Source organism: Phytohabitans aurantiacus (genome assembly GCF_027923225.1).
Classification (GTDB): Bacteria; Actinomycetota; Actinomycetes; order Mycobacteriales; family Micromonosporaceae; genus Phytohabitans; species Phytohabitans aurantiacus.
In genome coordinates, this window is sequence record NZ_BSDI01000003.1 from 22,644 (window position 1) to 49,422 (window position 26,779).

A 26,779-nucleotide genomic window follows, 5' to 3' on the forward strand; every position below is an offset into this window, starting at 1 on the left:
GCCGGGCCGCTTTCATAATGAGCATGAGCGGACCTCTCAACGGGCTTACGGTTGTCGAGATCGCCGGAATCGGCCCTGCCCCCTTCACGGGGATGGTGCTCGCCGACCTGGGCGCCACCGTCGTACGCGTCGACCGGATCGGCACGTCCACGCTGCCACTGCCCATTTCGGCGCGGCACGACCTGCTGGGCCGGGGCAAGCGCTCCATCGGCGTCGACCTCAAGCAGCCGCGCGGCACCACACTCGTACGCACCCTTGCCGCGCGCGCCGACGTGCTCATCGAAGGCTTCCGGCCCGGTGTCGCCGAACGCCTCGGCATCGGTCCCGCCGACGTGCACGCGGTCAACCCCAAGCTCGTGTACGGCCGCATGACCGGGTGGGGACAGGACGGCCCGCTCGCACCGACTGCCGGCCACGACCTGACCTACCTGGCCCGCACCGGCATCCTGCACGCGATCGGCCCCGCCGACGCCCCGGTACCACCGATCAACCTGCTGGGCGACTACGGCGGCGGTGGGATGCTGCTGGCGGCCGGGGTACTGGCGGCGCTGTGGCACGCCGAGCGCACCGGTACCGGCCAGGTGGTCGACGCGGCCATCGTCGACGGCGCCGCGCTCCTGGCGACCCAGCTGTTCGGCATGCTCCACAGTGGAGCCTGGCAGGACCGGCGCGCCGCCAACCTGCTCGACGGCGGGGCGCCCTTCTACGGCGTCTACGAGACCGCCGACGGCACATTCCTCGCCGTGGGACCGCTGGAACGCCGGTTCTACGCGGAGTTCGCCGAGCTGCTCGGGCTCGATCCGCACACCGCGCCGGCCCAGCTCGACGTCGCTTCCTGGCCGCGACTGCGGGCTCTGATCGGCGCGCGCGTCGCGACCCGTACCCGCGACGAGTGGATCGAGGTCTTCGAGGGCTCCGACGCCTGCGTGGCGCCGGTGCTGACGCTGGCCGAGGCGCCCACCGACCCGCACAACCAGGCTCGGGGAGTCTTCGTCGAGGTGGACGGCGTCACGCAGCCCGCTCCGGCACCGCGTTTCACCGATACCCCGGCACCCACGCCCACGCTCCCGCCGCCGTACCCGGGCGAGCACACCCGCGAACTCCTGGCTGAGTACGGGATCGAGGACGCCGACGCCCTCCTGGCTGACGCGGTGGTGGGCTGACGCTGGTGGGCTGAGCTACGCCGCGAGGGCCGGTTCGGGCGTGGCGGTGGGCTCGCGGAGGGCCTCCGCGCGGCGTTCCCGTGCCGGCCCGGAGAGCAGGTGGCCCAGCCCGACCACCGCGGCGACCGCGGCGCAGCCCAGCCACAACGCGGCGTTTCCGGCGTGCTGCATGACGAAGCCGCCCAGGACCGGGGCCAGGAAGCCCGCCACGGACCAGGAGAGCGAGAAGACACCCTGGTAACGCCCGCGGATGTCGGCGGGGGAGAGCTCGCCGATGAGCGTCGCGTTGGAGGGCGAGTTCAGCATCTCGCCGAGCGTCCAGATCAGCACGGTCACCGCGTACAGGATCGCGGTGCCGGCGACCGCCGTGAGCCCGAAGCCCAGCCCCATGATCACCGAAGCCAGCGCGAGCGTGTGGGAACGGCTGCGCCCCTTGAGCAGGCGCGGGATGAAGAGCTGCCCGAAGACGATCAGCACGCCGTTGAGCGCGATCACGGTGCCGTACGTGGAGGGAGCCAGCCCGTCCTTGCCCATCGCGATCGGCAGCATCGAGATGTGCTGGAGGAACACCATCGCGCCGAGCACGTTGAGCAGTACGAAGACCAGAAAGACCTTGTCGGAGAAGACCGCGCGCAGGCCGGCGGCCGGTGCGGCGGCGTCCCGTCGCCTCGCGAAGCCCTGCGGACGCCGCACGTCACGCACCCGCAGGAAGATGATCGCGGCGGTGATCAGCGTGGTGGCCGCGTCGACGACGAAGAGCAGCAGGAAGTCGGCCCGGGCGGCGAGACCGGCGAGCACGGCGGCAAACGAGAAGCCCAGGTTGATCGCCCAGTAGTTGAGCGTGAACGCGCGCAGCCGGTCGCGCTCGGGCACGACGTCGACCATCATCGCCTGGAATGGCGGGCGGACCGCGTCCATGAAGAAGCCCAGCGCCACCGCGGTGGCCATGATCGCCCACCGGTCGCGCGCGAAGCCGATGGTGAGCAGCAGGGCGGCCGTGCCGATGTGCGCGGTGATCAGGGTCGGCCGGCGCCCCCAGCGGTCGGCGAGCACGCCGCCGACGGTCACGCCCGCCGCGCTGCCCACCCCGAAGAGGCCGATGACCAAGCCCGCCTGGGTCTCCGAGAAGCCGCGCTCGGTGGTCAGGTAGATGGCCATGAAGATCAGCACGAACGAGCCGAGGCGGTTGATCAGGGTGCCGGTCCACAGGTACCAGAAGGTGGCGGGTAGACCACCGGTCGTATCCCGGAACCAGCTCCGCATCCCTATCCCCCGTGTAATGACCAGTGCACAAAACAACCCTTACCAACCTAGTGGGACGGGTCATGTGGGGCATACCGATTTCCACGTGGTGGTCGTCACGGTGGCAGGATTGCGGCCATGAGTGTGGGGACGTTGGTGCTGCTACGGCACGGCGAGAGCGAGTGGAACGCGAAGAACCTCTTCACCGGCTGGGTCGACGTGGACCTGACCGCCAAGGGCGAGGCCGAGGCCCGGCGCGGCGGCGAGCTGCTGCGCGAGCACGACCTGCTGCCCGATGTCATGCACACGAGCGTGATGCGGCGCGCGATCCGCACCGGCGAGCTGGCGCTGCACGCGGCCGACCGGCACTGGATCGGAGTGCGCCGGTCGTGGCGGCTCAACGAGCGGCACTACGGCGCTCTCCAGGGCAAGAACAAGAAGCAGACCCTGGAGACGTACGGTGAGGAGCAGTTCATGCTGTGGCGCCGGTCGTACGACACCCCGCCGCCCCCGATCGCCGACGACGACGAGTGGTCGCAGGTGGGAGACCCCCGGTACGCGACGCTGCCGCCGGAGCTGATGCCGCGCACCGAGTGCCTCAAGGACGTCGTGGCGCGGATGCTGCCGTACTGGTACGACGCGATCGTGCCCGACCTGCTCGCCGGCCGCACCACGCTGGTGGCGGCGCACGGCAACTCGCTGCGCGCCCTGGTCAAGCACCTCGACGGCATCTCCGACGAGGCGATCGCGGCGCTCAACATCCCGACGGGCATCCCGCTGCGGTACGACCTGGACGCCGAGCTTCGCCCGGTGAAGGCGGGCGGGACGTACCTGGACCCGGATGCCGCCGCCGAGGCGGCCGCCGCGGTCGCGAACCAGGGCCGCTAAGCGTCGATCACGACGGTGTGGATTCGCCGGTCACCAGGTAGACCACCTGCTGGCCGGCGTTTACCGCGTGGTCGGCGTATCGCTCGTAGAAGCGGCCCAGCAGCGCCCCGTCGATCGCCGTCTCCGCGCCGTACGGCCAGTCTTTGCCGAGCAGGATGCGGAAGAGCTCCCGCTCCAGGTCGTCCATGGCGTCGTCGTCGCCTTCGAGCTGGGCGGCGAGCTGAAGGTTTTGCGTGGTGAGCACGAGGTTGATCTTTCCGGCGATCCGGTCGGCGACCTCCGCCATGCGGATGAACACCGGACGCAGCTCGGCCGGCACCGCCGGAGACGGATGCCGGCGCAGCGCGGTCTTCGCCACGTGCTCGGCGAGATCACCCATGCGCTCCAGGTCGATCGCGATCTGCAGGCCGGTGACCAGCAGCCGCAGGTCGACCGCCACCGGCGACTGCCGCGCCAGGGTGTCGTAGACCCGCTCCTCGACCTGGTTACGCAGGTCGTTTATCTCCGCATCGCGCGCGATGACCGTCTCGCACGCCTCGCGGTCGGCGGTCAGCAGGCCGCTGGTGGCGCGGCTCATAGCGGTGCGCGCGGCCTCCGCCATCGACACCAGCAGGCGGCCCACTTCGAGCAGGTCGGATCGCAGTTCCTCACGCATCACCCTTGATGCTATGGCGATGCCGTGCGCCCGAGTGAACGACGCTCAGCCGGATGGTGAACTTTCCTCGAACTGGGTGCGATTTGTCCTATTGTGCGAATCGTACAGGTTAACAATGACCCTACGATCGCGTCGTGGATTTGGCGGTCAGTGTCGGCGTGGCCGGCGGATTAGCGCTTGGCCTGCTGGCCGGCGCTACCGTCGGAGTGATCGCCGTACGTGGCCGCTGGCCCCGAGCGGCGAGCAAGGGGCGCCCGCGAGGGAGTGCCCTCGACAACGGGAGGCCGGCGATCGGCAAAGAGCAGCACGGCTCACTCTCGGGGTTGGGCCGCAAGAGTCTCGACGCGCTACGCGTCGGGGTCGTAGTGCTGGACCCGGATGACGTACCGGTGCTGGTGAACCCGGCGGCACGGGCGATGGGCCTGCTGCGGGCGGGCGCCGAGCCGGGCACCATCGCGGCCCATCCGCTGATCCGCACGCTGGCGGGCCAGGTCCGGCGCACCGGGGTCCGGCGTGAGGTCGAGCTCGACCTGCCGCGCGGGCGGGAGGGTGGTCCGCAGTCCCCGCTGGGCATACACCTGCGCGCGGTGGCGCTGGGCGGCAGCTACGTCTCGGTCGAGGCCGCCGACGTGACCGAGTCCCATCGGGTCGACCGGGTGCGGCGTGACTTCGTGGCCAACGTCAGCCACGAGCTGAAGACGCCGATCGGCGCGCTCCAGCTGCTCGCCGAGGCGCTGCTCGACGCCACCGACCCGCACGCGGTGGCCACCGACCCCTCCGAAGACGTCGCGGCGGCGCGGCGCTTCGCCGAGCGCATCCAGACCGAGTCGACCCGGCTCGGGCGGCTCGTCAACGAGTTGCTGGAGCTGACCCGGCTCCAGGGCGCCGAGCCGCTGCCCGCGCCCCACCCGGTATCGGTCGACTGGCTGCTGGCCGAGGTCGTCGACCGTACCCGCACGGCGGCATCCGCCCGAAGGATCGAGGTGGCTGTCACCGGGCTGCGCGGGTTGACCGTGTACGGCAGCGACAGCCAGATCGCGACCGCCGTGGCCAACCTGGTGGAGAACGCGATCGCGTACTCCGCCGAGGAGACAAAGGTCAGCGTCGCGATGAGCGCCGACGACGACTGGGTCGAGATCGCGGTCACCGACCAGGGCATCGGCATCGGGCCGAGCGACCTGGACCGGATCTTCGAACGCTTCTACCGCGCCGACCAGGCGCGTTCGCGGGCGACCGGCGGCACCGGGCTCGGGCTGGCGATCGTCAAGCACATCGCGACCAACCACGGTGGCCGGGTGGGCGTCGCGAGCAAGCTGGGCGGTGGGTCGACGTTCACCCTTCGGCTGCCGGCCCGTCCGCCAGACGCCGTGCTGCCGCTACCAGAGTCGGTTGAGATCGAGGCCGGTCCGGTCCCGCTTCGGCGGACCTGACGGTTTCTGGACTGGACCGGCAAGAAAAGGAAGGAAACTCAGTTGGCCCGCGTGCTCGTGGTCGAAGACGAGGAATCGTTCTCCGACGCACTGTCCTACATGCTCCGCAAGGAGGGGTTCGAGGTATCGGTCGCCGCGACCGGCACCTCCGCCCTGACCGAGTTCGACCGGACCGGTGCGGACATCGTCCTGCTCGACCTCATGTTGCCGGAGATGTCGGGCACCGAGGTGTGCCGCCACTTGAGGCAGCGCTCGCACGTGCCGATCATCATGGTGACCGCCCGCGACAGCGAGATCGACAAGGTCGTCGGCCTGGAGATCGGCGCCGACGACTACGTGACCAAGCCGTACTCGCCGCGCGAGCTCGTCGCCCGGATAAGGGCGGTGCTGCGCCGGCAGGGCACCGAGGCGGTCGAGCTGTCGGCGCCGACGCTGGCCGCCGGGCCGGTACGCATGGACGTCGAACGGCACGTCGTCACCGTCAGCGGGTCCGCCGTGCAGTTGCCCCTCAAGGAGTTCGAGCTGCTGGAGTTGCTGCTGCGCAACGCCGGCCGGGTGCTCACCCGGGGGCAGCTCATCGACCGGGTCTGGGGCGCCGACTACGTGGGCGATACCAAGACGCTCGACGTGCACGTCAAGCGGCTGCGGTCGAAGGTCGAGCCGGAACCCAGCACGCCGCGGTACATCGTGACCGTGCGCGGACTGGGCTACAAGTTCGAGCCCTAGACCTCCTGCGCCGCCGCCTCGGTGGTGGCCGGGTGCTCGGCCACCAGGCCCTTCTCGATGCGGGCGGCGCACAGCTCGGCCAGCTTGGCGTATGCCTTCTTGCCGACCAACGCGATCAGCTCCGGCTCGTACGACAGGTACATCGGCTCGGTGCCCACGTGCGCCTCGGGGGAGGACGTGCACCACCAGTCGAGGTCGTGACCGCCGGAGCCCCAGCCGCGCCGATCGAACTCGGCCAGCGTGGTCACCAGCACCTTGGTGCCGTCGGGCCGCTTGGTCCACTCCTGGTCGCGGCGTACCGGCAGCTGCCAGCACACGTCTGGCTTGTACTCCAGCGGATGGACCCCGTCGCGCAGCGCCTGCCCGTGCAGCGCGCAGCCGCCGCCACCGGGGAAGTCCGCGTCGTTGAGGAAGACGCACGGCCCCTCTTCCGACTGGGTTGCCGTGCGGCGGGCCGGGTTCTTACCGTCGATGGAGTCGACCTCGGTGTAGTTCTTGAACCCGCGCCGGTAGTGCTGCCACGTGGCCGGCGTCAGCCGCTTGACGGCCGCCTTGACGCGCTGCTCGTCGTCGTCATCGGTGAAGAACGCGCCGTGCGAGCAGCATCCGTCGGCCGCGCGGCCGGCGATGATGCCGTGACACCCCTTGCCGAACACGCACGTCCACCGGGACAGCAGCCACGTCAGGTCGGCGCGGATGACGTGCTTCGGGTCGTCGGGATCGGGAAACTCGATCCACTCCCGGGGAAAATCGAGAACGACCTCCCGGCTGCGGGGGTCCCCCGGGTCGTCGACGAGGACATGCAGGCTTGCCACCCGGCCAGCTTACGCGCGTGGTGCGCATATGGTTTGCGTATGAGGCTGGGTGTTCTCGACGTTGGTTCAAACACTGTGCACCTCCTGGTCGTGGACGCTCACCATGGCGCCCATCCGTGGCCCGCCCATTCGGAGAAGGCGGTGCTGCGCCTGGCCGAGCAGATCGGCAAGGACGGCGCGCTCACCAAGGCCGGCGCCGACGCGCTCGTCAAGACGGCGGCCGACGCGATGGCGTCCGCGGCCCGGCTCGTCACCGACGATCTGCTGGCCTTCGCCACCTCCGCGGTCCGCGACGCCACCAACTCCGCGGCGGTGCTGGCGCGCGTCCGCAACGAGACCGGGGTACGCCTGCAGGTGCTCTCCGGTGCGGACGAGGCGCGGATGACGTTCCTCGCGGTACGCCGCTGGTTCGGCTGGTCGGCCGGGCGCCTGCTGGTGATGGACATCGGTGGCGGCTCGCTCGAACTCGCGGCCGGCATCGACGAGGACCCGGCTCTCGCGATGTCGCTGCCCCTCGGCGCCGGCCGGCTGACCCGCGAGCGGCTGCGCTTGGACGGCAACATGTCGGCGCCGCCACCCGCGCACCACGTGGAGGAACTGCGCGAGTACGTCGAGGAGTCGCTCGACCCGGCGGTGGCGAAGCTGTCCGAGTTCGGCTGGGACCGGCCGGTGGCCACGTCGAAGACGTTCCGGACGCTGGCCCGGCTGACGGGTGCGGCGCCCTCGGCGGCCGGCCTGTGGGCTCCCCGCCGATTGCACCGCGACGGGTTGCGGCAGGTGCTTGGCTTCATCCGGCACATCTCCCCGAGCGAGCTGCAGAGCCTGGAAGGTGTCAGCGCGAGCCGCGCACACCAACTGCTCGCCGGCGCGGTGGTGGCCGAGGCGACCATGCGGCGGCTCGACATCGACGCGGTCGACGTCTGCCCGTGGGCGCTCCGGGAGGGTGTGATCCTGCGCCGCCTGGACCAACTAGAACCAGCATGATCGGGGATAAAAGGGACGACTCGGCGCCGTGCGATACGCTGAGGACGTGAGTTCGCGCGTCCCAGTACTGCTGTCCAGCTCCTCGGTCTTCCCCGAGCCCACCGCGGCGGCTTTCGAGATGGCCGCAACCCTCGGTTACGACGGCGTCGAAGTCATGGTGTGGACCGACGCGGTCAGCCAGGACGCCGGCGCCCTGCGTGGGCTGGCGTCCCACTACGGCGTCCCCGTGCTCTCCATCCACGCGCCCTGCCTGCTCGTGACCCAGCGGGTCTGGAGCTCCGACCCGTGGGAGCGGCTGCGGCGCGCCGCCGTACTGGCCGAGACGCTCGGCGCCCCGACCGTGGTGGTGCACCCGCCGTTCACGTGGCAGCGCGACTACGCCCGGACCTTCCCGACCGGGCTGGCGCGGCTCGCCGCCAAGCACCCCGACGTGCGGTTCGCGGTGGAGAACATGTACCCGGTGCGGATGGCCGGCCGCCAGTTCGTGCCATACATGCCGGGCTGGGACCCGACCGACACCGGATACGACGCGTACACGCTTGACCTGTCGCACTGCGCGGCGTCTCGCAGCGACGCGCTGGCCATGGCCGACACCATGGGTTCACGGCTCGCGCACGTGCACCTCGGCGACGGCACCGGCGAAGGGCGCGACGAGCACCTGGTGCCCGGCCGGGGCACCCAGCCCTGTGGCGAGCTGTTGGCGTCCCTGGCCGGGCGCGGCTTCACCGGCTCGGTGGCCGTCGAGGTGGCGACCCGCAAGGCGAGCAGCCGGGCAGTGCGCGAGGCCGACCTGCGCGAGTCGCTGCGCTTCGCGCGCCACCACTTGGCGGCGCCCAGCCTGTCAACCCACTGATTTTCACATTACTGAGGCGAGCAGCTTTTCTTTCTTTCTAGCGCGGTGTGCCGCCACGTGGGAACGCGTGGCGCAGCGCTCCGAGCAGAACCGCCGGCAGCAATTCGACGAGGTGTCGAGGTAGACGTTGCCGCAGCGCTCGTCTGCGCACACCCCGAACCGGGCGCTGCCGAATTCGCAGAGCCAGACGGACAGGCCCCAGACCGCACCCGCGATGTATTCGGCGCTGACCGAGGCGCCGCGGCTGGTCACGTGCATGTGCCAGTCGTTCGCGTCGTGGCCGGAGATCCGCGGCTGGACGGGGAAGTTCTCCAGCAGCGCGTTGAGCTCGGCGACCGCTTGGATGTCGCGGCCGGTGGTGCCGAACTCGAAGACGTCTCGCAGGCGCTTCTGCGCCCTGCGGAAGATGGCCAGATCCCGCTCGACGACCTCGTCACGCATCCAGGAGTTCTCCTCGCCGAAAAGGCTCCTCAATCCGTCGAGCTCGTCCAGTGACGCGTTGACAAGGTCAACTGCGGTCCTGGCGTAGGCGTCGAAGTTCACGTGACAACCGTAGACGACTGGCGCCCCGCATGGCGCGTCCCGCCGTCGAGGGATAAATGGGGCGAAACACTTGGCGCTGCTTGGATGGTCTCCAGCCGGCCTTCTGACAGTGCGGGCGTTACGCTCGCCTCATGCTGCGATCGGTCATCCTCGCCGCGTCCCGGTCGTCCCGGATCGAACGGCTTGTCGAGACGGCTCCGCTGACTCGCGACGTGGTGCGGCGGTTCGTCGCCGGCAGCACGGTCGACGACGCGCTGCTGGTCACGAGCGAGCTGGTCACCAACGGGTTGGCCGTGTCGCTGGACTACCTCGGAGAAGACACCGAGACACCCGAGCAGGCCGCCGCGACCCGCGACGAGTACCTGCGATTGCTGTCGGCGCTGCGGGCCGGCGAGCTGACGCCCGCCGCCGAGGTGAGCGTCAAGCTGTCCGCGCTGGGGCAGCGGTTCGACGAGAAGCTCGCCTACGAGCACGCGCGGGCGATCTGCACCGCCGCGACCGAAGCGGGCACCACCGTGACCCTCGACGCCGAGGATCACACGACCACAGACTCCACGCTGGACATCCTGACCAAGCTGCGGGCCGACTTCCCGACGACCGGCGCGGTGCTCCAGGCGTACCTGCGGCGCACCGAGGCGGACTGCCGGGAGCTGGCGACGGCCGGGTCGCGGGTACGGCTGTGCAAGGGCGCCTACAAGGAGCCCGAGTCGGTCGCGTTCCAGTCCAACCTGGACGTCGACAAGTCGTTCGTGCGGTGCCTCAACATCCTCATGTCCGGCGACGGGTACCCGATGATGGCCACCCACGACCCGCGGCTGATCGCGATCGGTGAGGACCGCGCGCGCTGGTTCGACCGGTCACCGGACGAGTTCGAGTTCCAGCTCCTGTACGGCGTGCGCCCCGAGGAGCAGGCCCGGCTCGCCGCCGAGGGATACACGGTGCGCGTCTACACGCCGTTCGGCGACCAGTGGTACGCATATCTGATGCGCCGCCTGGCCGAACGTCCGGCCAATGTGGCCTTCTTCGCACGAGCCCTGCGTTCTAAGGGCTGAACGGCCGATCCAGCCCCGCGCCGATTATGCGTAATCTGCGCGATTGTGACTCAGGGGGAGGACACGCGTCGATGGTTGCTGTGGCTGGGTCTCGGACTCGCCGGGGCGCTGGTCGTGTGTTCGGTGCCGGTCGTGGTGGCGGTGGCCTTTCTGGATCGAGGTCCGGGCGCCGAGGCCAGCACCAGCCCGCGCCCGGTCAGCAGCCCGCTGGCGGGTGACGCCGAGTCGGTCACGCAGCTCTGGTTGCGCGAGCGGATGACCGACGTGCTCAACCAGCAGGCCGCCGCGCTGCTCCGGGGCGACGAGCGGGGATTCCTCGCGGCCGCCGCCGCGAAGTCGCCGGCCGTGAGCGTGCTGCGCCGGCAGTACCGGTCACTGCGCGCCCTCCGAGTGACGGTGTGGCAGCCGCGGATCTCCGACCTGCCGGCCCGCGCCGGTGCCGAGTGGACGGTGGCCGTCTCATTCGGACACTGCTTCGCGTTGCCCGGCTGCCGGGCGGCCCGGGTGGCCGTGCCGACCCGCTGGGTCGAGACCGCGGGAGTGCCCAGGCTGGTCGCCGTCGAGCCCTCACCGTCGGCACAGGACGGTCCGCGACCGTGGGAGGTGAGTGACCTGCTCGTGGCGGCCGGCCGCCGCACCGTGGTCGCCACGACGGCCGCCCAGAAACCCCGGCTCGGCACGCTGCTCAACGAGGCCGAACAGGCGGCCGCGGTGGCCGACCGGTACGCGGTCGACGGCACCCCGCCCGACCGGTACCTGATCTTTTACGCCGGCGACGCGGAGTGGAAGCGGTGGTACGGCGGCGGGCGTCCGGATTGGACGGCCGGCTACGCGGTACCGGTGGGAAGCGGCCACTTCGACGTGGTGCTGGGCGCCCGTGACCTGCACAGCACGGTCCTCGACGACCTGCTGCGGCACGAGATGACGCACGCCTCCTCGCTGCCCGACGAGGGGTACCGCACCGGTGCCAACTGGTGGCTCGTCGAGGGCGTCGCCGATCACGCGGCGGCTGGCGGGCGGCCGGTCAGCCGGTACGAGAGCCTGGCCGACGTGCGCAGGCTGGTCGCTGGCGGCTGGGACGGTCAGCTCGCCAGCGCCGAGCCGGGCGAGGGCGCCGCCGACTGGCAGGTCAGCGCCGCCTACGGGGTCGGGTACCTCGCCGTGCGGCACCTCGTCGACCGGTACGGGCTGGCCGACGTGCTGGCGTTCTTCAAGGCGGTCGTGCACGAGCGGCACTCGCTGGAGCAGGCGTCCACCGACGTCTTCGGCGAGCAGTGGCAGGCGCTGCACGACGACTGCGCTTCGTACATCCGTAGTGCCGGCTCGTAGCATGGTGCCGCCTCGTAGCATGGGCAGCGTGTCCCGGCCAGCCTCGCTCGCCGCCGCCCTGGTCATCCTGCTCGGGGCGACCGCCGCTTCGTGCGGCGACGACGATCCAGACGTCGCGCTCGGCTCCGTGTCACGCACCACCGTCGCCGAGGTGGTCGACGCACCGGCAGCCGTGACGGCGAAGTCGGCAGCCACGCTCAGCGCCCCCGCCGACGGCACCCTCGCCGAGATGCGGGTCGCGCCCGGCGACCAGGTGCGCAAGGGACAGGTACTCGCGATCATCGACTCGCCCGGCTCCGAGTCCCGCCTCCGGCAGGCCAAGCAGGCGCTGGACGCGGCACGGCGGGCCGGTGGCGGCTTCGGCGGTGGGGTCAACCTCTCGGGCGTACAGAAGGAGACCGACAAGGCGGCGGCCGCGGCCTTCGCGGCGGCGCGCAAGGCCGCCGGCAAGATCACCGACCCGACCGCGCGCGCCGCGCTCCTCACCCACGTCGACTCGGCGGAGCGGCAGTACGAGGTCGCCGCCCGCGCCGCCGGGCAGGCGGTCCGGGCGGTCCAGCGCGGCGTCGCGGGAATCAGCTCAGCGATGAGCGCGCTCTCCGCCGCTCAACGCCTCCAGGCACAGCAGGCGTACGACCTGGCGAAGTCGACCGTCGACGCGCTCACCCTGCGGGCACCGATCCCGGGGATCGTGCAGTACGGCGGGGCGTCGACCTCGTCGTCGGCCGCTTCCGCCCTTGGGGCTCTATCGGCTCTGGGTGGCGCGGCGGCACCGTCTCTGGGTGGTGCGCCCGCCGACTCCCAACCGGGCGTAGACGTCGCGATACCCGTGGGTGGGCAGGTGAGGGCGGGCACCGCCGTGCTGACCGTCGTCGACACGTCAGCCCTGGGTCTGGTCGCCGAGGTCGACGAGACCGACGTCCTGCTCGTACAGCCGGGCCAGAACGCCACCGTCGAGCTGGACGCGGCCACCGGCGCCACGTACACGGCTGGGGTGCGCTCCGTCGACGTGCTGCCCACCTCGTCGGCGCGCGGCGGCGTGGCGTACCGGGTCCGGCTCGCCCTCGGCACCGGCGAGTACGCCGACGGGCGCGACGCGCCAGCACCCCGCCCCGGCATGAGCGCGGTCGTGCACCTCCAGGTCCGCCAGGCCGACGACGCGGTGGCGGTACCGGCCGCCGCCGTCTTCTCCGCCGACGGGCGCGACGCCGTCTGGGTCGTCCGCGACGGGCGCGCCGAGCGGGTCGACGTGACCGTGGGCGTGCAGGGTGCGGACCTCGTCCAGATCGTCTCCGGCGTCGAGGCGGGCCAGCGGGTCGTCGTACGCGGCACCGACCTCGTGACCTCCGGTCAAGAGTTCCCGTGACGATCAGCGCGTCCGCCATCGCCCGCACCTACGAGCTGGACGGCGTGTCGGTGCCGGCCCTACGGGGCGTCTCGCTCACCATCGACGCCGGCGACTACGTCGCGATCGTCGGGCCGTCCGGCTCCGGCAAGTCGACCCTGATGCACCTGCTCGGCGCCCTCGACCGGCCCACCAGCGGCCAGCTCGTGATCGGCGGGCGCGACGTGGCCTCGCTCTCCCCACCGGAGATGGCCCGGCTGCGCAACGAGACCATCGGGTTCGTCTTCCAGTCGTTCCACCTGCTGCCGCGCACGTCCGCCGTCGACAACGTGGCGCTGCCGCTGGTGTACCGGGGGCTCGGCGCGCGCCAGCGGCGGGCCCGAGCCGCCGCGATGCTCGAACGGGTCGGGCTGGGCCACCGGCTCCAGCACCGCCCCAACCAGCTCTCCGGTGGCGAGCAGCAGCGGGTCGCGATCGCGCGGGCGCTGGTGACAGACCCGGAGGTGCTGCTCGCCGACGAGCCGACCGGCAACCTCGACACGGTCACCGGCGCCGCCGTGCTCGCGCTCCTGGAGGAGCTCAACGCCGAGTCCCAGGTGGCCCTGGTACTGGTCACCCACGACCGCGACGTGGCCGCGCGCGCCCACCGCCAGATCGTGATGCGCGACGGAGTGATCGTGTGAGACTCGCTGAGGCTTGGCGCGTTGCGCTCGACGCGCTGCGGGCCAACCGGCTCCGGAGCGCGCTCACCATGCTCGGCGTCGTGATCGGCGTCGCCGCCGTCGTGGTGCTGGTCGCCATCGGCACCGGCGCCAAGCGCGAGGTCGAGCAGCAGGTCGAAGGGCTCGGCTCCAACCTGCTGATCGTGGTGCCCGGACGGCTCGACTTCAACTCGGCGCCCTCGGTGTCGCGGCTCTCGCTGTCCGATGTGGAGGCGGTTACCCGCGTCGTCGGCGACCCCTCGCGGGTGGCGGTGACCGTGACGTCCGGCGAGACCGTGCGGGCCGGCACCCAGTCGACGTTCACCACCGTCCAGGGCGTACTGGAAACCACGCCCCAGGTGTTCGTACGCTCCGTCGGGCGGGGCAGCTACCTCACCTCGTCCGATGTGGACACCGCGCGGCGGGTGGCGGTACTGGGCTCCACGGTCGCCCGCACGCTCTTCGGGGACCGCGACCCGATCGGGCGGCAGGTGTCGGTGGCCGGCGTACGGTTCCGGGTCGTGGGAGTGTTCGCACCACTCGGGCAGAGCCTGGGTGTCGACCGCGACGACGAGGTACACATCCCGGTCACCACCGCCCACCGGCTGTACGGCACCAACCGGATCGACGGCATCGCCGTCAAGGCGCCCGACCGGGAGCGCATCGACGAACTCGGCAACCGGATCGTGGCAGAGCTGTCCGAGCGGCACCCCGACACCGAGTTCAGCGCGGTCACCCAGGAGCAGATCCTCGGCGTACTCGGCGACATCCTGGGCGTGCTGACCGGCGTACTGGCCGCGATCGCCGGCATATCGTTGCTCGTGGGCGGCGTGGGCGTCTCCAACATCATGCTCGTGTCGGTGCGCGAACGGACCCGGGAGATCGGCCTTCGCAAGGCGGTGGGTGCCCGGCCCCGCGACATCGGGGTGCAGTTCCTCCTGGAGGCGGTACTGCTGACCACGCTCGGCGGCGTACTGGGGATGGCGCTGGGAATCGGGGCGGCACTGCTCGTCGGCGCCGTCTCGCCGGTGCCGGCCGCGATCACGTGGTGGTCGTTGACGCTGGCCTTCGGCGTCTCAGCGGCCGTCGGCATCGTCTTCGGCGTAGTCCCCGCCCAAAGGGCCGGCCGCCTGGACCCCGTAGTAGCCCTCCGCACCGAATAGGGTCGGGGAGTGTGGTGCTCTTTGGGGGGAAATTGGTGGGAGTGCGGCGTGTTGGCTTGACTGATCATGATCACTTGGCTGAAGGGATCGCGTCGGTCACAGGCGTCCCGGTACCGTACTAGTTACACGCGCGTTGCCCGCTGCGACGGGGACCGACCCGCCGGGTGGCACGCGCCGGGGATGGGATGGGTTGGTGAGCCATGGCAGGATCACCACAGTCCGAGGGCAGGCTGTCGGAGGTCAAATTCCTGACCGTCGCAGAGGTGGCGACGCTCATGCGAGTTTCGAAGATGACCGTTTACCGACTGGTGCACTCCGGTGAGCTGACCGCGGTCCGCGTTGGCCGGTCGTTCCGCGTGCCCGAGCACGCGGTACACGAATATCTCCGGGGGGCGTTCCAGGAGTCCGCCTAGCACGGGCTACCCTGGTTGGCTGTCGTCACCAGGCGAGAATCGCAAGGAAACGGAAGGGCGTTCGTATGGGCTCGGTGGTCAAGAAGCGCCGCAAGCGCATGGCCAAGAAGAAGCACCGCAAGCTGCTGCGCAAGACCCGCGTCCAGCGTCGCCGTCTCGGCAAGTAGCGGCGTCCGGTCCTTCGGCCGGACGTGGACCGAAACGTGAGGTGGCGGTGACCGCCGCCGTGAGTGTCGTCGTGGTGACCGGCATCAGCCGGTACCTCGGCGCACAGGTTGCTGCCCGCCTCGCGGCCGACAAACGGGTCGGTCGCGTGGTGGGGCTCGACCCTAACTTGCCCTCGGCCGAGCTGGCCGAGCTGTTGGGCGACGTAGAGCACATCCCGGTCGACGCCGCGTCGGCCGGTTCTGTGCTGGCTGAGCTCGATGCCGAATGCGTCGTGCACCTGGCGCTCGTCACCGCCCCGGAGCAGCAGGGCGGTCGGGGGGCGATGAAGGAGCAAAACGTCATCGGCACCATGCAGCTGCTCGCTGCCTGCCAACAGGCACCGCGGCTGCGCAAGCTGGTGATGCGATCCTCGACGGCCGCGTACGGCGCGTCGTTCCGCGATCCGGCCGTCTTCACCGAAGACACCGAGCCGCGGCAGGTGCCGCGTGGCGGGTTCGCGCGCGACATCCTCGACGTCGAGGGATACCTGCGCGGGTTCCGGCGGCGCCGGCCCGACGTCAGCGCGACGGTGCTGCGGTTCGCGCCGTTCATCGGCTCGACCGCCAACACCACGATCACGCGGTACTTCGCGCAGCCGGTCGTCCCGACGGTGTTCGGCCGCGACCCGCGGTTGCAGTTCCTGCACGTCGACGACGCGCTCGAGGTGCTGCACCGGTCGGTCGTGGAAGACCACCCGGGCACGTTCAATGTTGCCGGTGCCGGCGTACTCACGCTGTCGCAGGCGATCCGCCGCGCGGGCCGGGTCGCCGTGCCGGTACTGGAGCCGGGGCTGTCGGCGGCCGCCATGCTGGCGGGCGGGTTGCGGTTCGGGCGGTACGGGCTCGACCAGCTCGATCTCTTCGTGCACGGCCGGGTGGTCGACACGACACGCTTGATCCAGGAGTACGGCTTCGAGCCGCGCACGACGGAAGCGGCGTTCGACGACTTCATCCGGGGCCACGCTGGGCGTAGGGTGGTCACCCCCGATCACCTTGCCGCCGCCGAGCAGGCGATCCTCGACGGCATCCGGCGGGTGCGCGCCGCGGCTCAGGAGAGTTCGTGAAAGACCAGAAGCGGTTCGCAGTACCCGATCCCGCACCAGCCGACGACCTGGACGGGCCGGCGCGCCGCAACGGCCACGCGCCCAAGCCTGCCGTTGAGGACAAACCCGGTGACGTCTGGGATCGGCGTGTCGCCGGCATGCTGGCGTTCGCGCGGCGCCGCCTGTCCGGCCAGTACGAGGTGGATGAGTTCGGCTTCGACCGCGAGCTGACCGAGGGGCTCTTTCATCCGGTACTGAGGCTGCTGTACCGCGAGTGGTTCCGCACCGAGGTTTTCGGCGTCGAGAACCTGCCCGAAGAGGGTGCCGGTCTTGTCGTCGGCAACCACTCCGGCACCGTGGCGGTCGACGCGCTCATGCTTTCTGTCGCCCTCCACGACAAGCACCCAAGCCACCGGCACCTGCGGCTGCTGGGCGCCGACCTGGTGTTTCGCGTGCCGGTGCTGTCCGAGTTGGCGCGCAAGTCGGGCGGCACCGTGGCGTGCAATCCCGACGCCGAGCGGCTGCTGCGCAGCGGTGAGCTGGTCGGTGTCTTCCCCGAGGGCTTCAAGGGGGTCGGCAAGCACTACCGCGACCGGTACAAGCTGCAGCGCTTCGGCCGGGGCGGCTTCGTGTCGGCGGCCCTGCGCACCGGCACGCCGATCATTCCGGTCGCGATCGTCGGCGCCGAGGAGATCTATCCGATCCTGGCCGACATCAAGCCGCTCGCGCGCCTGCTCAAGCTGCCATACTTTCCCGTCACGCCGACATTTCCGTGGCTGGGGCCGCTGGGGATGGTGCCGCTGCCGAGCAAGTGGCTGATCGGGTTCTGCCCGCCGATACCGACGGCGCACCTGACCGAGCACGCCGACGACCCGATGGTCATCTTCAACCTGGCCGACCAGGTGCGCGAGACCATCCAGCAGACGTTGCACCAGCTCCTCGAGCGCCGCCCCGACCCCTTCGGCCCATAGCGCCTTTAGGTCAGGGAGCGGAGATCCAGGGTGTGCCATTCGGGCGCTTGGGCGGCGCCGGTCGACCACCACAGGAGGCCGCCGCGGCATAGGACCATCCCCGCGCTGCCGGCCACGATCGCGCTCTGCTTCGAGCGCAGGTCGTAGAGGAGCAGCCGCTGGGTGGTCAGGTCGGTGCCCTGCGACAGGACCTCGAAGCGGTCGAGCAGCGCCACGTCGATCACCGACGCCGTTGCCGCGCCGTCCGCGATCGGTCGGCGGTCGGTGCCGTCGGGGCGCATGAGGTCGATGCGGGACGGGCCGTCGCCGGCGAGTACCAGCACTCTGCACCAGGTAGGGCTGCACGTGACAAGTTCCGTGGCAGCGGCCGGGACCGTGGTGACCTTGCCGGTGCCGAGGTCGCGCAGCTCGACCGGGCCGCTCTGCCCGCTGCCCGCGCTGACCAGCCACGGCCACGCCGACAGTGCCCACGCGCCGGGCTCGGTGCGCACCGTGACCTCGCCGCCGGCCAGCGGTACGGAGCGGACCTCGGTGACCTGGTCCTGGCCGGGCGCGACGGCTACCCAGTACAGGCGGTTGGCGTCGATCACCATGTCGTACTGGGAGTTGAAGAAGACCACGTCGCCCGTGTCACCTGTGATCTTGCGGGGAGTGCCACCCGCCACGCTGGCAATCCACATCTCGGTGCGAGCCGCGCCAAAGTCCGTGGTGACCGACTCGGCCCACGCCACCTCGTCGCCGGCGCGGGTGAAGCCGCTGTACTGCGGGCTCCCGCCAACCGGCAGCCGGCGCAGCTCGCGTACCGCCCCGGCGGCGTCGCGCAGTACCAGCCGGAGCACCGTGCCGCGCGGGTCGGTGGCGGTGCCGATGGAGGTGCTCTCGTCCAGCAGGTACGCCGGGCTGTAGGGCGTGCCGTCGGGCAGTACGCCGGGGATGCTGGCGCGCTTCGCGTCCGGCCAGACCTGCTCGACCGTGCGCGGCTGCGGCGGCCCAGCCGGCTCGGAGCCGCCCGGCGAGAGCGCGAGCAGGGTGCCAGCGGCGGCGAGCGCGGCAGCCAGGGCGATCACGCCACCGAGGGGCGCGCGCGATCGCCTGGGAGCCGGAGGGGTAACCACCTGTGGTCCGGAGACCAGCGTCACGGGCGGGACTTCCGCCGGCGCATCGCCAGGCCAGCGGTGATCGCGCCGGCGAGCACGCCGGTCGCCAGCGTCGCGGGTACCGCGATCTTGGCGGCCTTGCGACCGGTGCGGAAGTCACGCACGTCCCAGCCACGCGTGCGGGCCTCGGCGCGCAGCGCGGTGTCGGGGTTGACGGCGACCGCGTGCCCGACCGCCGAGAGCATCGGGATGTCGTTGGAGGAGTCGCTGTACGCCGTGCAGCGGGTCAGGTCGAGCCCTTCCACCGTGGCGAGCTGAGCGATCGCGTCGGCCTTCGCCGGGCCGTGCATCAGGTCGCCGACGAGGCGGCCGGTGTACGCGCCGTCGCGCACCTCGGCGACGGTGCCGATCGCCCCGGTGAGGCCGAGCCGTTGGGCGATCACCCGGCCGAGCTCGACCGGGGCGGCGGTGACGAGCCAGACCCGCTGGCCGGCGTCGAGGTGCAACTGTGCGAGGGCCCGCGTGCCGGTCCAGATGCGTTCGGCCATCAGCTCGTCGAAGATCTCCTCGCTGAGCCGTTCCATGTCGTCGACCCGCCAGCCCTCGACGAACGCGAGCGCCGCGTTCTTGGCCTGCGACATCTGGCCGTGGTTTTCCCGGGCCATCAGGCGGAACTTGGCCTGCTGCCACCCGTACCGGACGAGGTCACCCGTGGTCAGGTACTTGCGAGCGGCCAGCCCGCGCGCGAACCAGTAGATCGAGGCGCCCTGCATCATCGTGTTGTCGACGTCGAAGAACGCGGCGGCGGACAGATCGGGCGGCACGGCGAGGGCCGCTTCCAGGTCGGTCGAGGCCCAGCCGGCGGTGTGTCCGTGCGCGTCGGTGCTGACGGTGACCTTGTGGTTACCGGCAGCCCTGCGGATGCGGGGCACGCGCGAACCTCCCTCTGCGTCGCTTTATGCGAGGGTAGCGGGCAAGGCTGTGTCAGTTCGATATTGATCAGGGGCCGTCCATCTGGACGGCCCCTGAAGAGTGCGTGTTCGGTCAGCCGAGAAGGTCGTCGAGGATCCGGCCGAGCCCGTCGATGATGCCGCCCTCGTCGGACGCGGACGGGCTGGGGTCGGGCTGCGCCGGCGCGGAGCCGGACGGCGTCGCACCGGGCTCCGACGGTCCGGCGCCCGGTGCCTTGGACGGGTCGTTCTCGGTGCGGCCGGGGCTCGTCTGCCCGTTGTCCCGCTCGCCGGTCTTGGAGCCCTGACCGGTCTCGCCGTTGCCGGAACCGGACGCGGACACGCAGGACGCCGGCTTCGGGCCGAGCACGTCGGCATCCCCGCTGGCCGTCGCGCCGCAGGAGAGCGTGGTGCGCAGGCCCTTGGAGCGCTGGCTCACGTCGCCGAGCAGGCCGAGCGACGACAGGACCCGCTCGCGCTCGGCGCCCGAGGCGGACGAGAGCATCCCGGAGAGGTCGCCGCGCTGCTGGCTGACGAACGTGTCGATCGCGTCGAGCGCCACCTCGTCGCCGCGTTGCACAGCCGAGGTGGTGAGCAGCTTGACGCCCTCGCGGGTGTCGGAGTCCATGTCGCCGAGCGCGCCGGCGAAGCTGGACGCTTCACCCCGTACGGCCTCGGCCTCCGCGACGCGGGTGCGGGCGAAGCTGAGCAGCAGCTGGCCACGCGTCACGTCGGAGCGGGCGAGCGCGAGCTGCGTGCGCTCCGCCGACCGCTTGACGCCGTACAGCGCGTCGCCGGGCATCGCCCGCTCGCTGGCCGCGGAGGCGCCGGAGACGGTCACGATGCCGACTGCCACTCCGACGATCACCAGTCGCGGCGCGCGCCGGCGCCAGACGGCGCGACGCTGCTGCCGGGACTCGTGCTCTTCGGGCTCGACCGCGGTGCTGCCGATGCCGTCGCGCTCGGCCGTGGCGACCAGCATGGCGCGCAGGCCGGTGCGGAACTCCGGATCGATCTCGACGGACGGCTGGAGCGCGGTTAGCCGATCGCGCACCGCGACGGACCGGGCGAGCTCGCCGTCGGCGTTCTCGATGCCATTGGTCTCGTCGAGGAGCTGCGCGAAGCGCTCGGCGCGCCGGCGGTTGAAGACGTTCGCGGTCACCGCGGGCACCTCCCTTCGCTGGTCACGACTGCGCGGCCGGCGTGATCGCCGGCCGGGGCGACGGCAGCGGAATCCTCGGATCGAGCCAGGGGGGAGGCCAGGGCCGTCGCCGGTCGCATCCTGACAAACGCGATTCCGGGACGAGGGGTTACGGGCTTGGCCGTCTGACAATTACCAACCGTGATTGGCGTACCAGCCGTGATTGGCGTCACGGCTGAAACCCGTCCGGCAGCAGCCGGGCAAGGGCGCGCACCGCACGGTATTGGAGTGCCTTGATGGCGCCCTCGTTCTTGCCCATCGCCCGGGCGGTCTCGGCGACCGAGAAGCCCTGCAGGAAGCGGAGCACGATGCACTCCTGCTGCTCGGGGTTGAGCTGCTTGACGGCGGTGAGCAGGGCGACGTTGGTGATGTGGTCGACGACGGCGGCCTCGGGGCTGCCTTCGGGACCGCGATCTTCGCGATCCGCGTCCAGCACGTCACCCGTCGTGACCTCCAGGCGGTACCGGCCGGACTTGAAGTGGTCGGCGACCAGGTTGCGCGCGATCGTCACCAGCCAGGCGCCGAGGTCACGGCCCTGCCAGGTGAAGGAGCCAATGCGCTTGAGGGCGCGCAGGAACGTGTCGGAGGTCAGGTCTTCGGCGAGCTGCCGGTTGCCGACCCGGAAGTAGACGAACCGGAAGACGGTGTCGACGTACCGGTCGTAGATCAGCCCGAACGCCTCGGCCTCGCCGGCCTGGGCGCGCTCGACCAGCGCCCACACCTCGGCCGCCGCGTCGGTGGGGTCCGGACGATCCGGGTACCGCGTGGGCGCCCCGTTGCCGGTGCCGGCGGAGTCGCCGGGGCGCACGGCTGGTAGTACGGCCGTGTCGGAGTCGGTGGTGCGCGTGCCGGGGTCGGCCGGGTTGTGCCCCGGTGCCGGCTGCGCTGGCATGGTGGGCCGGCCGGGCGTGGTGACGCCACCGCGCAGCGGCTTGGCATTGGTGCCCGAGGGCGTGTGCCGGCCCGGAACCTCGTTGAGAGGCGGGCGGTTGCGCGTACGCCGGGTGTCCATGTCGTTCTTCATGACGTGGCGCAGGACGCGCAGGCCATCGGCGAGTGCAATTTGCGCGGCGCGCTCCTCGCGGCTCACCAGTCCGCCGTCGTACACGTATGCCGTCACTGCCCCTCCTCCGTAGCCGCGCACAGCGTTATCGACGGGTGTGTGTCTGCTGCCCCCACGGGGCACGCCATTAGGCGACACACACCCATGAGGTGCTGTTGCGGTGCGTTATCGGGCACAGCGGCCTCCTCGGGGTGAGGGGTGTCGACTCACGGCAAAAGGGGTGAGCCGACCCAGAGATAATAGGGCCAACATCACCCACGTGTGCGGAGTCCGTTACACAGAGCGGAATTATTTGCGGATCGTGGCGGGATAAGTCGCACAGACTGTGCGTCGTCGCGTTCCTGACAGGCGGTTTCGCCTAGGCGGACCCCCGTTCGGGGGAACAACACGGGCCGCACCGCGACACGCCCGAATGGGCTGCGTCACATTACCCTGTGACGGTGCAAGCACCCCCGAACTTGTCCGGCTACGTCCGCCGGGCCGCCGAGGCGGGCCCCGACCGCCCGGCGTTGATCTGGCACGACCAGGCCGTGACCTGGGGCGATCTCGACGCGCGGATCGACGCGGCGGCCCGTGGGCTGGCCGCGCTCGCGCCGGCGCCCACCGCCGGGTACCCCGCCCGGGTGGCGATCGCGTTGCCGAATACCCCCGATTTCGCGGTCGCGTTCTTCGGTGCCTTGCGCGCCGGACTGGTGGCCGTGCCGATCAATCCCGAATTCACTTCACGAGAACTGCGACATGTGCTCGCCGACTCGGCGGCCGCGATCTTGCTGTGTGGTGAGCAGGTCGCGGAGACCGTTGGCGGTATCCATGGGGAACTGCCGGCGTTGTCGACGGTACAAACAAGCGTGTCGGACTGGCGCGATGCCGCACCCGCCCGCGAAGCCGGCGGTGACGATCTGGCCGTGCTGCTCTATACGTCTGGCACCGAGGGGCGCCCGAAGGGCGCCATGCTGTCGCACCGCGCGCTGATCGCGAACCATGAGCAGGTCGCGCGCGTGGCGCCGACCGTCGTCGGCCCCGACGACGTGTTGCTGCTCGCGGTGCCGCTTTTCCACGCGTACGGGTTGAACTCCGGCCTGGGAGCGGTGGCTTTCCACGGCGCGTGTGGCGTGCTGATGGAGCGCTTCGACCCGGCGGCCGCCCTGGAGACCATCGCCCGCACGCAGGTCACGGCCGTGATCGGTGTGCCGTCGATGTACGTCGGCTGGTCGCTGCTGCCCGACCTGGGCGAGTCGATGGAGTCGGTGCGCTTCGCGGCATGCGGGGCGGCGCCACTGGAGGCGTCCACGGCATCCCGGTTCACCGAGGCGACCCGGCACCCCGTGTTCGTCGGCTACGGGCTGACCGAGACCGCGCCGGTGCTGACGTCGACGCTGGTGAGCCCGGTGCCGAAGGTCGGTTCGATCGGGCAGCCGATCCCCGGTGTCGAGCTGAGGCTGGTCGGCGCGGGCGGGGAAAACCTGTGGCACGACGGCGCGGTGGACCCCGAAGCCGAAGACGAGCTGGAGTTGGAGCTGGAGTCGCCGGGCACCGACCCGGGCGAGATCGTGGTACGCGGTGCCAACCTCTTCTCCGGGTACTGGCCGGACGGGCGGGACGGGCCGGACGCCGACGGCTGGTGGGCCACCGGCGACGTCGCGTACGCCGATGCCGACGGCGACCTCTTCCTGGTCGACCGGCTCGGCGAGCTGATCCTGGTCAGCGGCTTCAACGTGTACCCGCACGAGGTCGAGCAGGTGCTCGCCGCACACCCGGCGGTCGCCGAGGCCGCGGTGATCGGCGCGCCGCATCCGTACACCGGCGAGACGGTCCGGGCGTACGTCGTGCGGGCGCCCGGCGCCGATCCGACGGTCGACGACCTGCTGCGGCACTGCGAGCGCAACCTGGCCAGGTTCAAGTGCCCGACCGCGGTGGAGTTCGTCGAGGAACTGCCGCATTCGCCCACGGGTAAGGTTCGCAAGACACTGCTGAGATCGGAGCATGGTCGTGTCTGAACCACCACCCTCTCCCTTGCCCACCCGTCTCACCTTGATCACCCGACCGGGGTGCCACCTGTGCGACGTCGCCAAAGAGGCGATCGAGCGGGTGGCCGCGCAGACCGGCACGCGATGGGTGGAGGTCGACTTGACGGGGGACCGTGAGCTGGAGGCGGAGTACGGCGACCGGGTGCCGGTGACGCTGCTCGACGGCAAGGAGCACGGCTTCTGGCGGGTCGAGGAGCAGCGACTGATCAGGGACCTGAGCAAGTGACTCGTAAGCATCTCGTCTGGGACTGGAACGGCACGCTGCTCGACGATCTGGCGCTGGTCGTCTCCGCGACCAACGTAGCGTTCGCGAGCGTCGAAGGGCCGGTGGTGACGCCCGACGAGCACCGCCGCGACTTCCGGCGACCGGTGGTCGACTACTACGTCGGGGTGCTGGGGCGGCCGGTCGACGAGGTCGAGTTCGCGCGGCTCGACCGGATCTTTCACGACAGCTACCGGGTGGGCCTCGCCACCTGCGGGCTGACCGCCGACGCGTGGACCGCGATGCGCTCCTGGGCGGGTACTCAGTCGCTGCTGTCCATGTGGTTCCACGAAGAGCTGGTGCCGACGATCGAGACGTACGGCCTGACCCCGATGTTCAGCCGGGTCGACGGGTTGCGGAGCACCGTCGGCGGTGACCTCAAGGCCGGCCATCTCCAGCGTCACCTGGGCGAGCTGGGCATCGCGGGCGAGTCGGTGGTGCTGATCGGCGACTCGGTCGACGACGCGCACGCCGCCGCGTCCGTCGGTGCCGCGTGCGTGCTCTACACCGGCGGCTTCACCGACCCCGAGCGGCTGCGCGCGGTCGGCGTACCGGTCGCCGAGACGCTGGTCGAGGCGGTCACGCTCGCGTCAGCCGCGTAGGTAGGTGAGCACCGCCAGAACCCGGCGGTGCTGCTCCTCGTCCGGCGGGAGCTGGAGCTTGGTGAAGATGTTGCGCACGTGCTTCTCGACGGCGCCGTCGCTCACCACCAGCGTCCGGGCGATCGCGGTGTTCGAGCGGCCCTCCGCCATCAGCGACAGCACCTCGCGCTCGCGCGGGGTCAGCTCGCGCAGCGGGTCGTCGCGGCGGCGGCGTACCAGAAGCTGGCTGACGACCTCCGGGTCCAGCACGGTGCCGCCGCTCGCCACCCGGTCCACCGCGTCGAGAAACTCCGCGATCGCGGCAACCCGGTCCTTGAGCAGGTAACCGACCGCGCCCGCCCGGTCCGCGAGCAGGTCGTCGGCGTACGACACCTCGACGTACTGGGAGAGCACGAGGATCGGTGTGCGCGGCACCCGTTCGCGGGCGGTCACCGCGGCGCGCAGCCCTTCGTCGGTGTGCGACGGGGGCATCCGCACGTCGACAATCGAGATGTCGGGCCGGTGCTCCTCGATGGCGGTGACAAGGCTGTCGCCGTCGCCGACAGCCGCGACCACATCGTGTCCCTGCTCGGTCAGGAGCCGGACGAGGCCCTCCCGGAGGAGTACCGCGTCGTCGGCGATCACCACGCGCATGCTGTTGTCTAGCACGGAAGCTCGGCCTTGATCTCCGTCGGGCCGCCTACCGGGCTGACCACTTCGAGCGCACCGCCGGCGGCGCGGATCCGGTCGGCGATACCGGCCAGGCCGTGACCCTTGGAGACGTGGGCACCGCCCTCGCCGTCGTCGATCACCGCGATGGTCAGCCGGTCGCCGGTGCGCTTGACGCTGACCCAGCACTCGGTCGCCCGGCTGTGCTTGGCGACGTTGGTCAGCGCCTCGGCCACCACGAAGTACGCCGCGTTCTCCAGGGCCGGATCGAGGCGGCCGGCCGGGGTACCGAGCGTGTTGTCGACGCTCAGGTCGATCGGTACGACGCCGCGGCCGGCGAGCGCCGCCAGCGCGCTGGGCAGGCCGCGGTCGACCAGGATCGGCGGTGCGATGCCGCGCGAGAGAGCCCGCAGCTCGTTGAGCGTGTCGCGAGTCTGTGTCAGTGCCTCGTCGAGCGTGCGCCGGACCGCGTCCGGATCGGTGTCGAGCTGCTGCTGGGCGCGGCCCAGGTCCATCGCCAGCCGCACGAGACGCTGCTGGGGGCCGTCGTGGATGTCGCGCTCCAGCCGGCGCAGGGCGGTCGCCTCAGCGGACACGGCAGCGCGCTTCTGCTCCTCCAGCACCGTGATCCGGTTGCGCATCTCGGCCATGCCGGTGAGCAGCGCACGCCCGAGCGATGCCTCCAGAGCCGCGCAGCCGCGGACCACGACGGGCAGGGTGATCAGGAAGAACACACCTATCGCGGTGTGCAGGCCGATCCGGGCGCCGGTCGAGTCGCCGAGGCCGAGCAGTTGGGGCAGGTCCTCCTCGCCGCCGGGACTCGGAAGCGCCCAGTCGTACGCCCAGTACATCGAGCCGCCCACCGCGGCCGCCCACCAGGTCACGGTGACCACGAACGCGAAGACGCCGATCGGAAGGCGGATGACCGCGTGCGCGAGGTCGAGCCAGGACTGCGTATCGGTGATTGGCGTCACGACCCGGCGCCAGATGTTCGCGTCCGGGTTGGCGACCTTGTACTGCGGGCGGACCCGAGGGTGGCGGAGGACGGCTGGCATCCGGAGCCGCTCGATGTCAGCGAACGCGCGGGCGATGAGCAGGGCGCCAGCCAGGATGGGAAGGCCGATGAGCGTGATGCCGAGGCCGACACCCAGTGCGAAGCCGACCACCACCACTATGAAACCGGCCACTGCGAGAGGAAAATTGGTGATGACGTAGCCGGAGTCGGTCATGAGCTGCCGAAACATGCCAGGGTGCGGATACGGCTCGGCGCCGGCGTTCGCAGAGGCGGTGGTCGTGGTCATGTCATCGACGCTAGGCATCGGCTTGGTTCGCTCCCATCCCGTCCGCTGGCATCTTCACGGTAGGGCTGGCCCTACTGAGAGTCGATCACTGACGGGCGATAGATCA

Annotated in this window: 27 protein-coding genes and 1 pseudogene; 18 read left to right on the forward strand and 10 right to left on the reverse strand. The window is 70.9% G+C overall.

Annotated features, from left to right (window positions below; translation table 11 throughout):
- The first annotated feature begins 23 nt into the window (after positions 1–23).
- Positions 24–1,163 carry a CaiB/BaiF CoA transferase family protein gene (locus QMG73_RS03870; RefSeq protein WP_407676743.1) on the forward strand — a complete coding sequence of 380 codons (1,140 nt, stop codon included), beginning with the start codon at positions 24–26 and terminating at the stop codon, positions 1,161–1,163.
- Between the two features lie 15 nt (positions 1,164–1,178).
- Here QMG73_RS03870 and QMG73_RS03875 read toward each other — a convergent pair whose 3' ends face one another.
- Entirely contained in the window at positions 1,179–2,426 is a 1,248-nt protein-coding gene (locus QMG73_RS03875; RefSeq protein WP_281892492.1) for an MDR family MFS transporter, read from the reverse strand.
- Positions 2,427–2,543: 117 nt separating this feature from the next.
- On the opposite strand from QMG73_RS03875, the gene QMG73_RS03880 reads away from it, so the two are divergent.
- Positions 2,544–3,293 (forward strand): phosphoglyceromutase, encoded by a 750-nt coding sequence (locus QMG73_RS03880; protein ID WP_281892493.1) that lies wholly within the window; start codon positions 2,544–2,546, stop codon positions 3,291–3,293.
- A 7-nt stretch (positions 3,294–3,300) separates the two neighbouring features.
- Here the strand turns inward: QMG73_RS03880 and phoU are convergent, their stop codons facing one another.
- The gene (phoU, locus tag QMG73_RS03885; protein WP_281892494.1) at positions 3,301–3,948 is read right to left on the reverse strand and encodes a phosphate signaling complex protein PhoU; all 648 of its coding nucleotides are present in this window, start codon (positions 3,946–3,948) and stop codon (positions 3,301–3,303) included.
- Between the two features lie 134 nt (positions 3,949–4,082).
- On the opposite strand from phoU, the gene QMG73_RS03890 reads away from it, so the two are divergent.
- Together QMG73_RS03890 and QMG73_RS03895 are read left to right on the forward strand one after the other, a co-directional pair.
- Positions 4,083–5,378 (forward strand): sensor histidine kinase, encoded by a 1,296-nt coding sequence (locus QMG73_RS03890; RefSeq protein ID WP_281892495.1) that lies wholly within the window; start codon positions 4,083–4,085, stop codon positions 5,376–5,378.
- A 42-nt stretch (positions 5,379–5,420) separates the two neighbouring features.
- The gene (locus QMG73_RS03895) at positions 5,421–6,104 is read left to right on the forward strand and encodes a response regulator transcription factor (RefSeq protein ID WP_281892496.1); all 684 of its coding nucleotides are present in this window, start codon (positions 5,421–5,423) and stop codon (positions 6,102–6,104) included.
- On the opposite strand, the gene QMG73_RS03900 is transcribed toward QMG73_RS03895, so the two are convergent.
- The gene (locus QMG73_RS03900; RefSeq protein WP_281892497.1) at positions 6,101–6,919 is read right to left on the reverse strand and encodes a hypothetical protein; all 819 of its coding nucleotides are present in this window, start codon (positions 6,917–6,919) and stop codon (positions 6,101–6,103) included. The genes QMG73_RS03895 and QMG73_RS03900 overlap by 4 nt on opposite strands.
- 39 nt (positions 6,920–6,958) lie before the next feature.
- Between QMG73_RS03900 and QMG73_RS03905 the strand changes: the two genes are divergently transcribed.
- Together QMG73_RS03905 and QMG73_RS03910 are read left to right on the forward strand one after the other, a co-directional pair.
- Complete coding sequence (locus tag QMG73_RS03905; protein ID WP_281892498.1) at positions 6,959–7,903, forward strand: Ppx/GppA phosphatase family protein; 945 nt, start codon at positions 6,959–6,961, stop codon at positions 7,901–7,903.
- A gap of 46 nt (positions 7,904–7,949) precedes the next feature.
- Positions 7,950–8,756: a sugar phosphate isomerase/epimerase family protein gene (locus QMG73_RS03910; protein ID WP_281892499.1), complete on the forward strand. Its 807-nt coding sequence runs from the start codon at positions 7,950–7,952 to the stop codon at positions 8,754–8,756.
- 3 nt (positions 8,757–8,759) lie between these two features.
- On the opposite strand, the gene QMG73_RS03915 is transcribed toward QMG73_RS03910, so the two are convergent.
- Positions 8,760–9,299: a CGNR zinc finger domain-containing protein gene (locus QMG73_RS03915; protein WP_281892500.1), complete on the reverse strand. Its 540-nt coding sequence runs from the start codon at positions 9,297–9,299 to the stop codon at positions 8,760–8,762.
- 131 nt (positions 9,300–9,430) lie between these two features.
- Here QMG73_RS03915 and QMG73_RS03920 point away from each other — a divergent pair, with 131 nt between their 5' ends.
- The 9 genes and pseudogenes from QMG73_RS03920 to QMG73_RS03960 all read left to right on the forward strand — a co-directional run bounded on the left by QMG73_RS03920 (position 9,431) and on the right by QMG73_RS03960 (position 17,522).
- On the forward strand, positions 9,431–10,351 hold the full coding sequence (locus QMG73_RS03920) for a proline dehydrogenase family protein (protein ID WP_281892502.1): 921 nt from the start codon (positions 9,431–9,433) through the stop codon (positions 10,349–10,351).
- A gap of 45 nt (positions 10,352–10,396) precedes the next feature.
- Positions 10,397–11,680 carry a hypothetical protein gene (locus QMG73_RS03925; protein WP_281892503.1) on the forward strand — a complete coding sequence of 428 codons (1,284 nt, stop codon included), beginning with the start codon at positions 10,397–10,399 and terminating at the stop codon, positions 11,678–11,680.
- Positions 11,681–11,699: 19 nt separating this feature from the next.
- Positions 11,700–13,046 carry an efflux RND transporter periplasmic adaptor subunit gene (locus QMG73_RS03930; RefSeq protein ID WP_281892636.1) on the forward strand — a complete coding sequence of 449 codons (1,347 nt, stop codon included), beginning with the start codon at positions 11,700–11,702 and terminating at the stop codon, positions 13,044–13,046.
- A pseudogene (locus QMG73_RS03935) lies at positions 13,043–13,705 on the forward strand (ABC transporter ATP-binding protein); the annotation flags it as partial. The gene QMG73_RS03930 and the pseudogene QMG73_RS03935, both read left to right, overlap by 4 nt.
- Entirely contained in the window at positions 13,705–14,889 is a 1,185-nt protein-coding gene (locus tag QMG73_RS03940) for an ABC transporter permease (RefSeq protein WP_281892504.1), read from the forward strand. The pseudogene QMG73_RS03935 and the gene QMG73_RS03940, both read left to right, overlap by 1 nt.
- A 200-nt stretch (positions 14,890–15,089) precedes the next feature.
- Positions 15,090–15,302 (forward strand): helix-turn-helix domain-containing protein, encoded by a 213-nt coding sequence (locus QMG73_RS03945; protein ID WP_265249796.1) that lies wholly within the window; start codon positions 15,090–15,092, stop codon positions 15,300–15,302.
- A 65-nt stretch (positions 15,303–15,367) separates the two neighbouring features.
- Entirely contained in the window at positions 15,368–15,469 is a 102-nt protein-coding gene (locus QMG73_RS03950; RefSeq protein WP_007465623.1) for a 30S ribosomal protein bS22, read from the forward strand.
- Between the two features lie 47 nt (positions 15,470–15,516).
- Positions 15,517–16,572 (forward strand): NAD-dependent epimerase/dehydratase family protein, encoded by a 1,056-nt coding sequence (locus QMG73_RS03955; protein ID WP_281892505.1) that lies wholly within the window; start codon positions 15,517–15,519, stop codon positions 16,570–16,572.
- A gap of 137 nt (positions 16,573–16,709) precedes the next feature.
- Positions 16,710–17,522 carry a lysophospholipid acyltransferase family protein gene (locus QMG73_RS03960; protein WP_281892637.1) on the forward strand — a complete coding sequence of 271 codons (813 nt, stop codon included), beginning with the start codon at positions 16,710–16,712 and terminating at the stop codon, positions 17,520–17,522.
- 5 nt (positions 17,523–17,527) lie between these two features.
- On the opposite strand, the gene QMG73_RS03965 is transcribed toward QMG73_RS03960, so the two are convergent.
- The 4 genes from QMG73_RS03965 to QMG73_RS03980 form a co-directional block, all read right to left on the reverse strand.
- The gene (locus tag QMG73_RS03965; protein WP_281892506.1) at positions 17,528–18,589 is read right to left on the reverse strand and encodes a hypothetical protein; all 1,062 of its coding nucleotides are present in this window, start codon (positions 18,587–18,589) and stop codon (positions 17,528–17,530) included.
- A 68-nt stretch (positions 18,590–18,657) separates the two neighbouring features.
- Positions 18,658–19,551 (reverse strand): HAD family hydrolase, encoded by an 894-nt coding sequence (locus tag QMG73_RS03970; RefSeq protein WP_281892507.1) that lies wholly within the window; start codon positions 19,549–19,551, stop codon positions 18,658–18,660.
- A 112-nt stretch (positions 19,552–19,663) separates the two neighbouring features.
- Positions 19,664–20,731, reverse strand: a complete 1,068-nt coding sequence (locus tag QMG73_RS03975; protein ID WP_281892508.1) for a DUF5667 domain-containing protein — start codon at positions 20,729–20,731, stop codon at positions 19,664–19,666.
- Between the two features lie 208 nt (positions 20,732–20,939).
- Positions 20,940–21,794, reverse strand: coding sequence for an ECF subfamily RNA polymerase sigma factor, BldN family (locus QMG73_RS03980; RefSeq protein ID WP_281892638.1), 855 nt, complete (start codon positions 21,792–21,794; stop codon positions 20,940–20,942).
- Positions 21,795–22,273: 479 nt separating this feature from the next.
- Here QMG73_RS03980 and QMG73_RS03985 point away from each other — a divergent pair, with 479 nt between their 5' ends.
- The 3 genes from QMG73_RS03985 to QMG73_RS03995 are packed head-to-tail and all read left to right on the forward strand — an operon-like array spanning position 22,274 to position 24,724.
- Positions 22,274–23,830 (forward strand): AMP-binding protein, encoded by a 1,557-nt coding sequence (locus QMG73_RS03985; protein WP_281892509.1) that lies wholly within the window; start codon positions 22,274–22,276, stop codon positions 23,828–23,830.
- The gene (locus tag QMG73_RS03990; protein ID WP_281892510.1) at positions 23,817–24,086 is read left to right on the forward strand and encodes a glutaredoxin family protein; all 270 of its coding nucleotides are present in this window, start codon (positions 23,817–23,819) and stop codon (positions 24,084–24,086) included. Before QMG73_RS03985 ends, QMG73_RS03990 begins: the two co-directional genes overlap by 14 nt.
- Positions 24,083–24,724, forward strand: coding sequence for an HAD family hydrolase (locus QMG73_RS03995; protein WP_281892511.1), 642 nt, complete (start codon positions 24,083–24,085; stop codon positions 24,722–24,724). Before QMG73_RS03990 ends, QMG73_RS03995 begins: the two co-directional genes overlap by 4 nt.
- On the opposite strand, the gene QMG73_RS04000 is transcribed toward QMG73_RS03995, so the two are convergent.
- Together QMG73_RS04000 and QMG73_RS04005 are read right to left on the reverse strand one after the other, a co-directional pair.
- Complete coding sequence (locus QMG73_RS04000) at positions 24,713–25,357, reverse strand: response regulator transcription factor (RefSeq protein WP_281892639.1); 645 nt, start codon at positions 25,355–25,357, stop codon at positions 24,713–24,715. The genes QMG73_RS03995 and QMG73_RS04000 overlap by 12 nt on opposite strands.
- Before the next feature lie 8 nt (positions 25,358–25,365).
- The gene (locus QMG73_RS04005) at positions 25,366–26,673 is read right to left on the reverse strand and encodes a sensor histidine kinase (RefSeq protein ID WP_281892512.1); all 1,308 of its coding nucleotides are present in this window, start codon (positions 26,671–26,673) and stop codon (positions 25,366–25,368) included.
- Positions 26,674–26,779 lie beyond the last annotated feature (106 nt).